Source organism: Agromyces humi (assembly GCF_009720255.1).
Classification (GTDB): Bacteria; Actinomycetota; Actinomycetes; order Actinomycetales; family Microbacteriaceae; genus Agromyces; species Agromyces humi.
Window position 1 is genome coordinate 1 of the sequence record NZ_WJSP02000064.1, and the last position, 14,020, is coordinate 14,020.

Consider the following 14,020-nt stretch of genomic DNA (forward strand, 5'->3'; position numbering starts at 1 on the left):
GTCGCAGCTCTCCTCGCTGGTCGTCGCCAGCGGGCGCGGGTGCCGCGTCTGGGACCACGCCGGCCGCGAGTACCTCGACTTCTCGAGCCAGCTCGTGAACGTCAACATCGGCCACCAGCATCCGGCGCTCTACCGCGTGGTGCGTGAGGCCGAGCTCGTCTCGCCCGACGCGCTGCGGATGCACTACACGCGCATCGTCGAGGGCTACATCGACGGGCTCCGCGACGCGGCCGAAGACGGCGAGATCAGCGACATCGATCCGACCGTGGCGGCGTGGGCGCTGATGGGCATCGGCGAGATGATCGGCATGCGGTGGGTGCTCTGGGGCGACGGCGACGCGACGCCCGGTGACGACGCCGACCCGACGGCGAGCGGCACCCGCGAGGTGCCCCAGCACGTGCTCGACGAGATGATGCGGTTCATCGGGGGAGCCCTCGGCCGCCCCGAGCTCGCAGGAGACCGGCGCGAGGACGCGCCCGACAAGGAGGAATCGTGACCGATCTCAGCGGGCGGCGCGCCGTCGTGACCGGTGGCGCGAGCGGCATCGGGGAGGCGTGCGCGCGCGCCTTCGCCGCGGCCGGAGCGCACGTCGTGATCGCGGACCTGAACGGCGAGGCCGCCATGCGCGTCGCCGACGAACTGGGCGGGGAGGCCTGGCAGGTCGACCTCGGCGACACCGCCGCGCTCGCCGACCTCTCGCTCGAGGCCGACATCCTCGTGAACAACGCCGGCATCCAGCACGTGCGCCCGATCGAGGACTTCGAGCCCGAGCGGTTCTCGCTCATCCTCCGGCTCATGCTCGAGTCGCCGTTCCTGCTCATCCGCGCGGCGCTGCCGGGCATGTACGAGCGCGGGTTCGGCCGGATCATCAACATCTCGAGCGTGCACGGGCTGCGCGCCTCGGCGTTCAAGTCGGCCTACGTCGCGGCCAAGCACGGGCTCGAGGGCCTGTCGAAGGTCACCGCGCTGGAGGGCGGCCCGCACGGGGTCACGTCCAACTGCATCGACCCCGCCTACGTGCGCACGCCCCTCGTCGAGAAGCAGATCGCCGACCAGGCGCGCCTGCACGGCATCTCCGAGGACGAGGTCGTGCCGAAGATCATGCTCACCGAGTCCGCGATCAAGCGCCTCGTCGAGCCGTCGGAGGTCGCGAGCCTCGCCCTGTGGCTCGCCGGCGCCGACGCCGGCATGGTCACGGGCGCGAGCTACACGATGGACGGCGGATGGAGCGCCCGATGAGCGACACCGCATTCGCCGCTCCGGTCGCCGGCGGTTCGCTGGCCGGCGGCCAGTGGCGACCGGATGCGCCGGGCACGCCCGTGCTCGCCGTGCACGGCATCACGGCCACCCACCGCAACTGGGACCTCTTCGCCGCGGCCCTGCCCGACCGGCGGGTGATCGCGCCCGACCTGCGCGGACGCGGCCGCAGCAACGCCCTCCCGGCCCCCTATGGGCTTGTGCAGCACGCCGACGACCTCGCGGCGGTGCTCGATGCGCAGGGGGTCGAGCGGGTCTTCGTGGTGGGCCACTCGATGGGTGCGTTCGTGTCGGTGCGCTTCGCCGAGCGGCATCCCGACCGCGTCGCCGGGCTCGCGCTCATCGACGGCGGCCTCCCCGTGCCCAATCCCGACGGCATCGCCCCCGACGACCTGCCGGCGGTGCTGCTGGGCCCCGCGCTGGAACGGCTCTCCATGACGTTCCCGAGCCGTCGCGACTACGTGGACTTCTGGCGGCGGCATCCGGCACTCGGTCCGTACTGGAACAGCGCCATCGAGGCCTACGTCGACTACGACGTCGTGGGCGAGGAGCCGTCGCTGCGCAGCTCGGCGCGCGCCGACGCGGTCGCCGTGAACGCGGTCGAGCTCGATGGTTCCGCGGGCTACGCCCGGGCCCTGCTGGCCGCGCCGGGCCCGCTCGACTTCTTCCGCGCGCCCCGCGGCCTGCTCGACGCGGCGCCGCTCTATCCTGAGTCCCTCGTCGCCGAATGGGCCGAGCGGATGCCGCAGCTCGTCGTCCACGACGTCGCCGACGTCAACCACTACACCGTCGTCATGTCGGAGGCGGGTGCGGGTAGCGTGATCCCCGTCATCCGCGCCCGCATCGAGGCGACGGACACACAGGAAGGTGCATCGTGACACTCGACAAAGTCGTCGGGTCCGCTCAAGAGGCGGTCGCCGACATCCCAGCAGGAGCCAGCCTCGCCGTCGGCGGGTTCGGGCTCTGCGGCATCCCGATGGTGCTGATCCAGGCGCTGCTCGATGCGGGCGTCGACCGGCTCTCGGTCGTCTCGAACAACTGCGGCGTCGACGACTGGGGGCTCGGAGTGCTCCTCGCGAAGCAGCGGATCGCCAAGATGACCTCGTCGTACGTCGGGGAGAACAAGGAGTTCGAGCGCCAGTACCTCTCGGGCGAGCTCGAACTCGAGCTCACGCCCCAGGGCACCCTCGCCGAGAAGCTCCGCGCCGGCGGCAGCGGCATCGCGGCGTTCTTCACGCAGACCGGAGTCGGCACGCAGGTCGCCGAGGGTGGCCTGCCGCGGCGCTACCAGGCCGACGGGTCGATCGCGATCGCGAGCCCGCCGAAGCCCGTGCAGACCTTCGAGTTCGCCGGCGAGCCGCGTGAGTTCGTGCTGGAGGAGGCGATCACGACCGATTTCGCGCTCGTGCACGCGCTGAAGGGCGATCGCTTCGGGAACCTCGTGTTCGACAAGTCGGCGCGCAACTTCTCGCCCCTCGCCGCGATGGCCGGGCGCGTCTGCATCGCGCAGGTCGAGGAGCTCGTCGAGCCCGGCGACCTCGACCCCGACGCCGTGCACCTGCCCGGCATCTACGTCGACCGCATGATCGTGGTGGGCACCGACATCGAGAAGCGCATCGAGCGCCGCACCGTGAGGGAGAACTGAGATGGCGTTGACGCGATTCGAGATGGCCGCCCGGGCCGCCCGGGAGCTCGGCGACGGCTCCTACGTCAACCTCGGCATCGGGCTTCCCACCCTCGTGCCGAACTACGTGCCCGACGGGGTGACGATCCTGCTCCAGTCGGAGAACGGCATCCTCGGCGTCGGACCGTACCCGACCGACGACGAGGTCGATCCCGACCTCATCAACGCCGGCAAGGAGACCGTGACGGTGCTCCCCGGCGCCGCCTACTTCGACTCCGCCACGAGCTTCGGCATGATCCGCGGCGGCAAGATCGACGCGGCCATCCTGGGCGCGATGCAGGTGTCGGCCACGGGCGACCTCGCCAACTGGATGATCCCCGGCAAGATGGTGAAGGGCCCCGGCGGCGCGATGGACCTCGTGCACGGCGCACGGCGCCGCATCGTGCTCATGGAGCACGTCGCCAAGGACGGCTCGCCGAAGATCGTGAACGAGTGCTCCCTGCCCCTCACGGGCAAGGGCGTCGTCGACCGGATCATCACCGATCTCGCGGTCATCGACGTCACCCCCGACGGACTCGTGCTCGTCGAGTGCGCGCCGGGCGTCACGGTCGACGAGGTCGTCGCCGCCACCGAGCCGCCGCTCGACACCAGCGCGGTGTCGGCGTGAGCGCGGCGATGGTCGAGACGATCTTCCCCGGCATCCGGGAGCGGCGAGTCACGACGCCACGGCTCACGGCCAACGTGCTGGAGCGCAGGGCGGACGCCGCGGCCGATGCGTCGCGCACCGTGGTGTTCGTGCACGGCAACGTGTCGTCGTCGCTGTTCTGGCAGCCCACGATGCTCGACCTGCCCGGCGACATCCGCGCCATCGCCGTCGACCTGCGCGGATTCGGCGACAGCGAGACGCTCCCGGTCGACGCGAGCCGTGGCGTTCGCGACTTCTCCGACGACGTCGCCTCGGTCATCGACGAGCTCGGCCTCGGCTCGGTGCACCTGGTCGGCTGGAGCATGGGCGGCGGCGTGGCGATGCAGCTCCTGCTCGACCGCCCCCACCTGGTGAGGAGCCTGACGCTGCAGTCGACCGTGTCGCCCTACGGGTTCGGCGGCACCGCGGTCGACGGGTCGCTGCTGACACCGGATGCCGCAGGCACGGGCGGCGGGGGAGCGAACCCCGACTTCGTGGCCCGGCTCGCCGCCGGCGACCGCTCCGACGAGCCGGGCTCGCCGCGCGCCGTGTACCGCGCGAGCTACGTGGCACCCGGGTTCGTGTCGGAGCACGAGGACGTCTGGGTCGAGTCGATGCTCTCCACGACCACCGGCCTCGACAACTACCCGGGAGACGCGAGCGCCTCCGAGTCGTGGCCGGCCTTCGCCCCCGGGTCGCGGGGAGTGCTGAACACGATGTCGCCCACGGTGTTCGACACGTCCGCGATCGTCGACGTCGACCCGAAGCCGCCGATCCTCTGGATCCACGGAGCGCAGGACGCGATCGTCGGCGATGCGTCGTTCTTCGACCTCAACCAGCTCGGCAAGGTCGGGATCATCCCCGGGTGGCCGGGCGACGAGGTCGCGCCCCCGCAGCAGATGCTCGCGCAGACGCGGGCGGTGCTCGACCGCTACGCCGCGGCGGGCGGTGCCGTCACGGAGCTCGAGCTCGAGGACTGCGGCCACTCGCCGCACCTCGAGAAGCCGGCCGAGTTCCGGACGGCGCTGCTCGACCTCCTCGACGCCTGAATCGACGATCGGAGTTCGATGCCTCGATCCACCGCAACCCGGGCCTGCCTCGTCGCCGCGATCCTGCTGATCCTCGCCGGATGTGCCGCGCCGTCGCCGGTCGTCTCGCCTTCGCCGTCGACGCTCGGAGCCGCGGCGTCTCCGACACCGACGCCCACGGAGGAACCCACGGATCCACTGAGCACGGTCGACGGCCTCGTGGCGCGACCCGCCGGGCTCGAGCTCCGAGCGGATGGCGCCGTGGTGACGACGCTCGACTACATGTCGTCGCCGGCTGACGCGGTGACGGCGCTGACGACCGTCTTCGGGGCACCGCCGGCCGACGAGCCGTATTCGGGCACCAACCACACGCCGCCCGGGGTGTTCCATCGATGGGACCAGTTCGTGCTCGACGAACGGTTCTACGACGAGGAGCGTCGACAGGCCGAGGGCTACGGCTGGGTCGTGTGGCCACGGTTCGGCGTGTATTTCGACGGGCCGGCCGCCGATGGCGTGGTCCTCTCGACGTCGAGCGGCCTCCAGGCCGGACAGCCGTGGATGTCTGCGGAGGCCGACCCGGGATTCGACGCAGGCCTCTGGACCTGCAGGGGAACGTCGGTCGAGGCCATGACGATCCCAGTGCCGAGCGCCTGGACCGGGCCGGATCGGGTCAACGTGATCGTCGCGGCCACCGATGACGGCGCGACGGTGAAGTGGATCGGCGCTCCGCAGATGGAGGCCGACGGCTGCGCCTAGCCGGCGTGGCTCCGAAGTCCTCCGATAAACGAACGCCCGCACTATAGCGGCTGGTTCTCGGCGGCGGGAGGGTCTATCGCCGCTTCGAGCTGCATCGAACACTGGAAGCACGGGCCGAGCACGCCCGTGAGGTCGGCGCCGTTCCCTCCGGCATGACGTCGCCTCGTGACATGTCTGGATCGAGGAGGACATCGTGGCCGAGAAGGGGACCAGCCGAGAGCGGTCGGATGCACCGTCGCCCGATGACAACCGCAAGCCCGACTCACCTGGAGAGGTGAGCAAGCGCTCATGGATGTACGTGTTCCGCAAGAGCTTCCGCGAGTTCGTCGACGACCAGTGCCCCGACCGCGCGGCGTCGCTGACCTACTACGGCGTCCTCGCCCTCTTCCCCGGACTGCTGGCGCTGACCTCCCTGCTCGCCCTCGTCGGCCAGGGGCAGCGGGCGATCAACGGACTCTTCGAGGTCGTCGAGCAGTTCGCTCCCGGTGACGCGCTCGACATCATCCGCGAGCCGATCGAGGACTTCAGCGCATCGCCGGCCGCGGGCCTCGGCTTCGTCACCGGTCTCGTGCTCGCCATCTGGTCGGCATCCGGATACGTCGGCGCCTTCAGCCGGGCCATGAACCAGATCTACGAGATCGACGAGGGCCGTCCGTTCTGGAAGCTGCGGCCCATGCAGTTGCTCGTGACCGTCGTCACCCTCGTGCTCGTCGTCATCATCGCGGTCATCCTCGTCATCTCGGGGCCGATCACCGAGGCGCTCGGGAACGCGCTCGGCGTCGGTGAGGCGGTCGAGGTGGTCTGGGAGATCGTCAAGTGGCCGGTGCTCGCGCTCGCCGTGATCCTCGCCATCGCGATCCTGTACTACGCCACGCCGAACGCGAAGCAGCCCAAGTTCCGCTGGATCAGCCTCGGCGCGGTGGTCGCCATCGTCGCGCTCGTCATCGTGTCTGCGGGATTCGCGCTCTACGTGGCCAACTTCGCGAACTATGACCGCACCTACGGGGCGTTCGGAGGGGTCATCGTCTTCCTGCTCTGGCTCTGGCTCGCGAACTGCGCGCTGCTCTTCGGTGCCGAGTTCGACGCCGAGCTCGAACGCGGACGCGAGCTGCAGGCGGGCATCGAGGCGGAGGAGGACATCCAGCTCCCGCCGCGCGACACCCGGAAGAGCGAGAAGGCCGAGAAGAAGGAGCAGGAGGACATCGAGCTCGGCCGGAAGATCCGCCTGGAGCACGACGGCGACGGCGACGACGACGGGAACCGGAACGGCGACGCAACGACGCGGGATGACCGCGATCGCGCCCGGAGCTGAGGGAGCATCCGATCGGTGGAGGCCGAGCCCGGCGGGCCGGACGTAGACTCGACACGTGCCTGCTGTGAATCTCGGAATGCCCAAAGTCCCTGAGGTCCTGGCCCCGCGACGCAAGTCCCGCCAGATCAAGGTGGGCAAGGTGCTCGTCGGTGGCGACGCGCCCGTGAGCGTGCAGTCGATGACCACGACGCCCACGCCCAACATCAACGCGACGCTGCAGCAGATCGCCGAGCTGACCGCGTCGGGCTGCGACATCGTCCGCGTCGCCGTGCCGAGCCGCGACGACGCCGAGGCGCTGCCGATCATCGCGAAGAAGAGCCAGATCCCGGTCATCGCCGACATCCACTTCCAGCCGAACTACGTCTACGCCGCGATCGACGCCGGATGCGCCGCGGTGCGCGTCAACCCGGGCAACATCCGCAAGTTCGACGACCAGGTCGGCGAGATCGCGCGTCGCGCCAAGGCGGCCGACGTCTCGATCCGCATCGGCGTCAACGCCGGATCGCTCGACCCCCGACTGCTCCAGAAGTACGGCAAGGCCACCCCCGAGGCGCTCGTGGAGAGTGCCGTGTGGGAGGCGAGCCTCTTCGAGGAGCACGACTTCCACGACTTCAAGATCTCGGTCAAGCACAACGATCCGATCGTCATGGTGAAGGCGTACCGGCTCCTCGCCGAGCGCGGCGACTGGCCCCTGCACCTCGGCGTGACCGAAGCCGGTCCGGCGTTCCAAGGCACCATCAAGAGCGCGACGGCGTTCGGCATCCTCCTCTCCGAGGGCATCGGCGACACGATCCGCGTCTCGCTGTCGGCGCCGCCCGTCGAGGAGGTCAGGGTCGGCCTGCAGATCCTGCAGTCGCTGAACCTCCGTGAGCGCCGGCTCGAGATCGTGTCCTGCCCGTCGTGCGGGCGCGCCCAGGTCGACGTCTACAAGCTCGCGAACGACGTGACCGACGGGCTCGAGGGCATGACCGTGCCGCTGCGCGTCGCGGTCATGGGCTGCGTCGTGAACGGTCCGGGGGAGGCCCGCGAGGCCGACCTCGGCGTCGCATCCGGCAACGGCAAGGGGCAGATCTTCGTGAAGGGCGAGGTCATCAAGACCGTGCCCGAGTCCGAGATCGTCGCGACGCTCATCGCCGAGGCGAACCGCATCGCGGACGAGATGGGCGCGGATGCCCCGGTCGGCTCGCCCGAGGTCCTGACGCCCTAACGCGGGGAGCCGAGCCGCTGCCCGCGGCGCGAGCGCAACCCGTGGTCGATCCGCTCGTCGCCGGGTATCGTGGCCGGCATCCGGGCGCCTCGCTGCGGCACCCGATCGCGAAAGGGGACCGCGATGAGCGGAGACGGCACGGAGTACGAGTACCCCGACGAGGCGGGCTACCCCGACGGGACGGGCACCCTGCACGAGGGCGTCGACGAGGGAGGAGCCGACGCCACCGCGAACGGTGACGACGCCGCCACGGCGGCCGGCGACGACCTCGAGACGTTCGCCATGCAGGACGAAGAGGACGTCGACGGCGACTGACCGGGCCGCATCACGGCTCGTCGTCGAAGGTGACGGCGGGACTCCGCGACGGCGGACTCGTGCGGAATCCCACGAGCTTGTGCGAGCCGTCGCAGAACGGTCGGATCGCCGAGGCGCCGCAGCGGCACAGTGCGAACGTCCGGCGGGTCGGCTGCACGGGCCGACCGTCGTCGTCGAACAGCGCCAGGTCTCCGCGCACGAGGAGCGGCCCGTCGGGACAGGCAGTGATAGAGACGGGCTGCGCGGATGCCTCGGCACTCATGGCAGCGGCATCCTCAGTGCGGACTCGCCGCGCTCGAACCGCTCCCGCAGGCCTCCCCAGAGGCGCCCGTCGATCGCGAGGCAGGCTGCCGCACCGAACAGGATGTCGCCCGCGAGCTGCGGCTCGTCCTCGGCGAGCGAGCCGGCGAGATCCCTCGCGGCGAGCTGTTCGTGCACGGCATCCGCTTCGACGTGCTCGTCGAAGTAGTCGGTGACGGCGGCGCCGAAGCCGAGCCGTCGGAGGCCCTTCGCGTAGGCCCGGCACGGCAACGACGACGTCATCTCGTACGCCGCGAGGTGGCCCACGATCGCCCCGCGGAGTCGCCGGTGGAGTCCGAACAGCGACATCAGGTTCATGGACGTGTAGACCTCGACGGGCACGTGGTCGGCGTAGGCGCCGTAGCGGTCGTCGAGCCCGGCGCCGCGCAGCGCGTTCGCGAAGATCGTCGCGTGCAGTCGCTCGGGCCGGCCGCCGCCGTACTCGTCGGCCTGGATCTCGACGAGGGCCGCCTTCGCGCGGGCGTGCAGCCGCGGAATGGCCCAGCTGTGCGGATCCGCCTCCTTCAGCGTGTAGATCGTGCGGCAGGCGAGGATCTCGAGCACCTGCTCGGACGTGGCGTCGCGTTCCACGAACGCTGACAGGCTCGGGCCGTCGTCGGCCTCGACGAGCGCGAACAACGCCTCGGGCACCTCGCGCGTGGCGACCGGCTGGCGCACCGCGCCCCGCAGCGCGGCCTCGAACGCGCGCTCGATCGTCTCCCGCACGGCGAGCAGGCGCGGATCCCACTCCCACGCGTCGGAGACGCCCTCGATGCCGCCGTAGTGCAGCTCGTACATGAGGAAGAGCGCCAGTTGCAGGTCGTCGTCGGCGAGCATGTCATCGGATGCCGCGAGCGACTCGGTCGCGGCATCCGCGCACCCCTGGAGGGGTGCCTGCCGGGGGCCCGTGAACAGCCCGACCAGCTCCGTGCTGACCGGGCCGCGCGGGCTCGGCAGCGCCATCGGACGCATCGGCGAGGCAGAATGCGGTGCACCGCTCGTCGCGATGTCGTGCCCGGGCTCCGCGGTGATCGTCATTCCAGCTCCCTCGCTCCGTCTGCCTCCAACGTAGGAAGGGGCGCGGGCGGTGTCACCGGGCTTGACCCGCGCGCGGGGGAGCGATAGCCCGGCACGGCGCTCGTCGTCGGCGCACGGCTCGGCCACCGGGTCGCGCTCACTAGAATCGTCGGGTGCCCACACGCCTTTCGAACTACTTCCTCCGCACGCTCCGTGAAGATCCCGCCGACGCCGAGGTGGCCAGCCACCGGCTGCTCGTGCGCGCGGGCTACATCCGCCGACAGGCTCCTGGCGTGTTCGCGTGGCTGCCGATCGGCCTTCGCGTCAAGGCCCGGATCGAGCAGATCATCCGCGAGGAGATGACCGCGGCCGGCGCGCACGAGGTGCACTTCCCGGCGCTGCTGCCGCGAGAGCCCTACGAGGCCACGAACCGCTGGACCGAGTATGGCGACGGGATCTTCCGCCTGCAGGATCGCAAGGGCGCCGACTACCTGCTGGCCCCGACGCACGAAGAGGTCTTCACGCTGCTCGTGAAGGACCTCTACGGGTCGTACAAGGACCTGCCCCTGACGATCTACCAGATCCAGGACAAGTACCGCGACGAGGCCCGCCCCCGGGCCGGCCTCCTGCGCGGCCGCGAGTTCACGATGAAGGACGCCTACTCGTTCGATGCGAGTGACGAGGGCCTCGACGCCAGCTACCAGGCGCAGCGCGACGCCTACGAGCGCATCTTCGCCCGGCTCGGCCTCGACTACGTGATCGTCGAGGCGGATGCCGGGGCGATGGGCGGCTCGAAGAGCGAGGAGTTCCTGCACCCGAGCCCCATCGGCGAGGACACCTTCGTGCGGTCGGCCGGTGGGTACGCCGCCAACGTGGAGGCCTACACGACGACGGCACCCGAGCCGGTCCCCTTCGACGGGCTGCCCGCGCCCCTCATCCTGGACTCGCCGAACACCCCCACGATCGCGACCCTCGTCGACCTCGCCAACGCCGAGTACCCCCGGCCCGACGGTCGGGCGTGGACCGCGGCCGACACCCTGAAGAACGTGGTGCTCGCGCTCGTGCACCTCGACGGCACCCGCGAGCTCGTCGTGGTCGGCCTGCCCGGCGACCGCGACGTCGAGATGAAGCGCGTGGAGGTGGCGTTCGCTCCTGCCGAGGTCGAGGCCGCCACGGAGGCCGACTTCGCGAAGCACCCCGGTCTGGTCAAGGGGTACATCGGGCCCTGGTCACCCGACGGGGCTGTGCTCGGGGAGGAGTCGACCACCGGCATCCGCTTCGTCGTCGACCCGCGTGTCGTCGACGGCACGGAGTGGATCACCGGTGCGAACCTCGACCAGAAGCACGTGTTCGGGCTCGTCGCGGGCCGTGACTTCGTCGCGGACGGGGTCGTGGAGGCCGCCGAGGTTCGCGAGGGCGACCCCGCACCCGACGGCTCCGGCCCGGTGGAGCTCGCGCGGGGCGTCGAGATCGGCCACGTGTTCCAGCTCGGCCGGAAGTACGCCGAGGTGCTCGGCCTGAAGGTGCTCGACGAGAACGGCAAGCTCGTGACCGTGACGATGGGCTCGTACGGCATCGGCGTGACCCGCATCCTCGCGATCATCGCCGAGGGCCACCACGACGAGAAGGGCCTGGTCTGGCCTGCGTCGATCGCGCCGTTCGACGTGCACGTGCTCGCCACCGGCAAGGACGACAGCGTGTTCCAGGCGGCCGAGACGATCACCGCGGCGCTCGAGGCCGCCGGTTACGAGGTGCTGTACGACGACCGTCCGAAGGTCTCACCGGGCGTGAAGTTCGGCGACGCCGAGCTCATCGGCGTGCCGAAGATCGTCATCGCGGGCCGAGGCGTCGCCGACGGCGTCGTCGAGGTGTGGGACCGCGCCACGGTTGACCGGGTCACGGTGCCGATCGACGACGTCGTGGCGACGCTCAGGGGCTGACGATCCGGGGCTGACGCTCCGGGCTGACGCTCCGGGCTGACGCTCAGAGCCTGGCGTAGCGCGCGCGGGCGAAGCAGTACACGCCGTAGATCACGAGTCCGGCGCCGACCAGCCAGAGGATGACCTGGCCGAACGGCAGCTCCGCGAGGCTCTTCAGCGCGGAATCGAGGCCGCCGGCCTTCTCGGGATCGTGCGTGAACGCCGCGACGACGAAGAGCACGCCCACCACCGCGACGGCGATGCCCTTGGCCACGTAGCCGACCGTGCCGAACATGCGGACGCCGTCGCCGGCCCTGCCCGCCGGCAGTGACAGCTGCTTCGCGAAGTCCTTCCGGATGCCGCGGACGATGAATGCGACGCCGACACCGAGCACGACCAGTCCGATGAGCACGAGCAGGACGACACCGCCCGGCGTCGCGAGGAGCTGCGCACTGAAGGTCGTGCTGGAGTCCGACGAGTCCGACCTGCCGCCGAGCGCGTAGACGAGGGCCGTGGCGCCGATCGCGAAGTACGCGAGGGCGGTGCCCACCTCCTTCACGCGACGGCCCCACTTCTTCTTCGTGTCGGGGTCATGCTCGAGGAAGGCCTCGGCGATCTGCCACACCCCGAGCGCCGCCAGGCCGAGGACGATGATCCAGAGCACCACGACGCCGAAGGGCAGGCGGACGATCTGCTCCATGGCGCCGCTCTGGTCGGCCTCACCGCCGCCGGGGCCGACGGCGACCGAGATGGCGATCACCCCGATGACGAGGTGCACGATGCCGAGCACGACGTAGCCGGTGCGGGCGAGGGCTCTGAAGGGTCGCGAGCCTTGGGCGGCGCTCGCGGTGGCCTTGATGGTGTCGGGTTCCATCGGCACAGCGTATCGACGGAGGGCACTCGTCGTCGCCCCCTTGCGCTCCGGCGATGAGGTGCTCCGGCCGCGGATGACGGCGCCTCGCGACATCCGCTACGGTAGAGAGTCGTCCGCTCCGAGGGGAAGCGGCACTGAGAGCTGAATAGAGGAGGCCGGCGTGGACATCGACCTCAGCGTGCTCCGCATGATGGAGCGCGAAAAGGAGATCCCGTTCGACGAACTGGTGGAGATCATCGAGCAGGCGATCCTCATGGCCTACTTGAAGCACACCAACCCCGGCCAGCACGGCCACGCGAACCCGAGCGGCGCCCGCGCCCACCTCGACCGCAAGACCGGCCACGTGTCGGTCTACATCCCCGAGCTCGACGATGAGGGCAACGTCATCGGCGAGGTGGAGGACAGCCCCAGCGACTTCGGGCGCATCGCCGCGTTCGCCGCGAAGCAGGTCATCAACCAGCGCCTGCGCGACCTCGCCGACGACGCGGTGCTCGGCGAGTTCCGCGGGCGCGAGGGCGACATCGTCGCCGGCATCATCCAGCAGGGTCCCAACCCGCGCATGGTGCACATCGACCTCGGCACCGTCGAGGCGATCCTCCCGCCCGAGGAGCAGGTGCCCGGGGAGGAGTACCCCCACGGGCAGCGCATCCGCGTCTACGTCACGAGCGTCTCGAAGGGCCAGAAGGGCCCCTCGATCACCGTCTCCCGTACCCACCCCGCCCTCGTGCGCAAGCTCTTCGCACTGGAGGTGCCCGAGATCGCCTCGGGTGTCGTCGAGATCGTGTCGCTCGCCCGCGAGGCCGGGCACCGCACGAAGATCGCGGTGCGGGCGAACCAGCCCGGCGTGAACGCCAAGGGTGCGGCGATCGGCGAGCTCGGCCAGCGCGTGCGCGCGGTGACCGCCGAGCTCGGGTCGGAGAAGATCGACATCGTCGACTGGTCCGACGACCTGGCCACGTTCGTCGCGAGCGCCCTGTCGCCGGCCAAGGTGACGAGCGCCTACGTGATCGACGAGGCGACGCGCGCCGTGCGCGCACTCGTGCCCGACTACCAGCTTTCGCTCGCGATCGGCAAGGAGGGCCAGAACGCCCGCCTCGCCGCCAAGCTCACGGGCGCGAAGATCGACATCCAGCCCGACTCGATCCTCGAGTCGAACTGAGCCCCGGGCCCGCGTCGGCGGGCTCCCAGCCCAGAGGTGTAGGATGGAACCCGTCAGAACGTGCATCGGATGCCGTTCGCGCGCCCCGCGGTCCTCACTTCTGAGGGTCGTCTCCCAGAATTCCCACGTCGTGGCCGATGCCTCGGCCGTGCTTCCGGGCAGGGGTGCGTGGTTGCATCCGACGCTCGAGTGCTACCGGCTCGCCGTGCGGCGACGCGCCTTCGGACGCGCACTCCGCATCCGCGGCGAGGTGGACACCAGCAACGTAGAGAACAGGCTGAACGGCTAATGGACAACTCATGAGCGGCTCGAAATGAGACCCGTCCGCCATTGATGGTCCGCCCTGTTTCGGGGTGGGCCCGGAACAGGAGAGAAGTGGCTGCCAAACCACGCGTACACGAGATCGCATCCGAACTCGGTGTCGACAGCAAGATCGCCCTTGAGAAGCTCAAGGAGATGGGCGAGTACGTCAAGGGACCCTCGTCGTCCATCGAACCCCCCGTCGCGCGCCGCCTGAAGGCCGCGCTCGAGGCGGCAGGCGCCGCCTCCAACGGCGCGCCCGCCGCG

Annotated in this window: 17 protein-coding genes; 14 read left to right on the forward strand and 3 right to left on the reverse strand. The window is 70.4% G+C overall.

Features of this window, described 5'->3' with window-relative positions; translation table 11 throughout:
- The 10 genes from GH736_RS08085 to GH736_RS08130 all read left to right on the forward strand — a co-directional run.
- Window positions 1-496: aminotransferase class III-fold pyridoxal phosphate-dependent enzyme (locus tag GH736_RS08085; RefSeq protein ID WP_159601965.1), on the forward strand; the 496-nt coding region annotated here is incomplete at its 5' end.
- Window positions 493-1,239, forward strand: coding sequence for a 3-hydroxybutyrate dehydrogenase (locus tag GH736_RS08090; RefSeq protein ID WP_159601967.1), 747 nt, complete (start codon window positions 493-495; stop codon window positions 1,237-1,239). The genes GH736_RS08085 and GH736_RS08090, both read left to right, overlap by 4 nt.
- Window positions 1,236-2,135, forward strand: a complete 900-nt coding sequence (locus tag GH736_RS08095; RefSeq protein WP_235933893.1) for an alpha/beta hydrolase — start codon at window positions 1,236-1,238, stop codon at window positions 2,133-2,135. Before GH736_RS08090 ends, GH736_RS08095 begins: the two co-directional genes overlap by 4 nt.
- Complete coding sequence (locus GH736_RS08100) at window positions 2,132-2,902, forward strand: CoA transferase subunit A (RefSeq protein WP_159601971.1); 771 nt, start codon at window positions 2,132-2,134, stop codon at window positions 2,900-2,902. The genes GH736_RS08095 and GH736_RS08100 overlap by 4 nt, the downstream gene beginning before the upstream one ends.
- A gap of 1 nt (window position 2,903) precedes the next feature.
- Window positions 2,904-3,548, forward strand: coding sequence for a CoA transferase subunit B (locus GH736_RS08105; RefSeq protein WP_203230684.1), 645 nt, complete (start codon window positions 2,904-2,906; stop codon window positions 3,546-3,548).
- Window positions 3,549-3,556: 8 nt separating this feature from the next.
- Complete coding sequence (locus GH736_RS08110; RefSeq protein ID WP_159601989.1) at window positions 3,557-4,615, forward strand: alpha/beta fold hydrolase; 1,059 nt, start codon at window positions 3,557-3,559, stop codon at window positions 4,613-4,615.
- 18 nt (window positions 4,616-4,633) lie between these two features.
- Window positions 4,634-5,350, forward strand: coding sequence for a hypothetical protein (locus GH736_RS08115; protein ID WP_159601973.1), 717 nt, complete (start codon window positions 4,634-4,636; stop codon window positions 5,348-5,350).
- Window positions 5,351-5,543: 193 nt separating this feature from the next.
- Window positions 5,544-6,662, forward strand: coding sequence for a YihY/virulence factor BrkB family protein (locus GH736_RS08120; RefSeq protein ID WP_235933894.1), 1,119 nt, complete (start codon window positions 5,544-5,546; stop codon window positions 6,660-6,662).
- 76 nt (window positions 6,663-6,738) lie between these two features.
- A complete protein-coding gene (gene ispG, locus GH736_RS08125; RefSeq protein WP_159601975.1) occupies window positions 6,739-7,869 on the forward strand; it encodes a flavodoxin-dependent (E)-4-hydroxy-3-methylbut-2-enyl-diphosphate synthase in 1,131 nt (376 codons plus the stop codon).
- A 123-nt stretch (window positions 7,870-7,992) separates the two neighbouring features.
- Window positions 7,993-8,184 (forward strand): hypothetical protein, encoded by a 192-nt coding sequence (locus tag GH736_RS08130; RefSeq protein WP_159601977.1) that lies wholly within the window; start codon window positions 7,993-7,995, stop codon window positions 8,182-8,184.
- A 10-nt stretch (window positions 8,185-8,194) separates the two neighbouring features.
- Here GH736_RS08130 and GH736_RS08135 read toward each other — a convergent pair whose 3' ends face one another.
- Entirely contained in the window at window positions 8,195-8,446 is a 252-nt protein-coding gene (locus GH736_RS08135) for a CDGSH iron-sulfur domain-containing protein (protein ID WP_159601979.1), read from the reverse strand.
- The gene (locus GH736_RS08140) at window positions 8,443-9,522 is read right to left on the reverse strand and encodes an iron-containing redox enzyme family protein (protein ID WP_407922331.1); all 1,080 of its coding nucleotides are present in this window, start codon (window positions 9,520-9,522) and stop codon (window positions 8,443-8,445) included. The genes GH736_RS08135 and GH736_RS08140 overlap by 4 nt, the downstream gene beginning before the upstream one ends.
- Window positions 9,523-9,674: 152 nt before the next feature.
- On the opposite strand from GH736_RS08140, the gene GH736_RS08145 reads away from it, so the two are divergent.
- Window positions 9,675-11,441, forward strand: a complete 1,767-nt coding sequence (locus tag GH736_RS08145; RefSeq protein WP_159601981.1) for a proline--tRNA ligase — start codon at window positions 9,675-9,677, stop codon at window positions 11,439-11,441.
- Window positions 11,442-11,484: 43 nt separating this feature from the next.
- Here the strand turns inward: GH736_RS08145 and GH736_RS08150 are convergent, their stop codons facing one another.
- A complete protein-coding gene (locus GH736_RS08150) occupies window positions 11,485-12,294 on the reverse strand; it encodes a DUF1206 domain-containing protein (protein ID WP_159601983.1) in 810 nt (269 codons plus the stop codon).
- 160 nt (window positions 12,295-12,454) lie between these two features.
- Between GH736_RS08150 and nusA the strand changes: the two genes are divergently transcribed.
- The 3 genes from nusA to GH736_RS08165 form a co-directional block, all read left to right on the forward strand.
- Complete coding sequence (gene nusA, locus GH736_RS08155; protein ID WP_159601985.1) at window positions 12,455-13,453, forward strand: transcription termination factor NusA; 999 nt, start codon at window positions 12,455-12,457, stop codon at window positions 13,451-13,453.
- Window positions 13,454-13,496: 43 nt separating this feature from the next.
- Window positions 13,497-13,742 (forward strand): YlxR family protein, encoded by a 246-nt coding sequence (locus tag GH736_RS08160; RefSeq protein WP_130351151.1) that lies wholly within the window; start codon window positions 13,497-13,499, stop codon window positions 13,740-13,742.
- A gap of 86 nt (window positions 13,743-13,828) precedes the next feature.
- The coding region (locus tag GH736_RS08165; RefSeq protein WP_456236768.1) for a translation initiation factor IF-2 N-terminal domain-containing protein at window positions 13,829-14,020 on the forward strand (192 nt) is incomplete at its 3' end.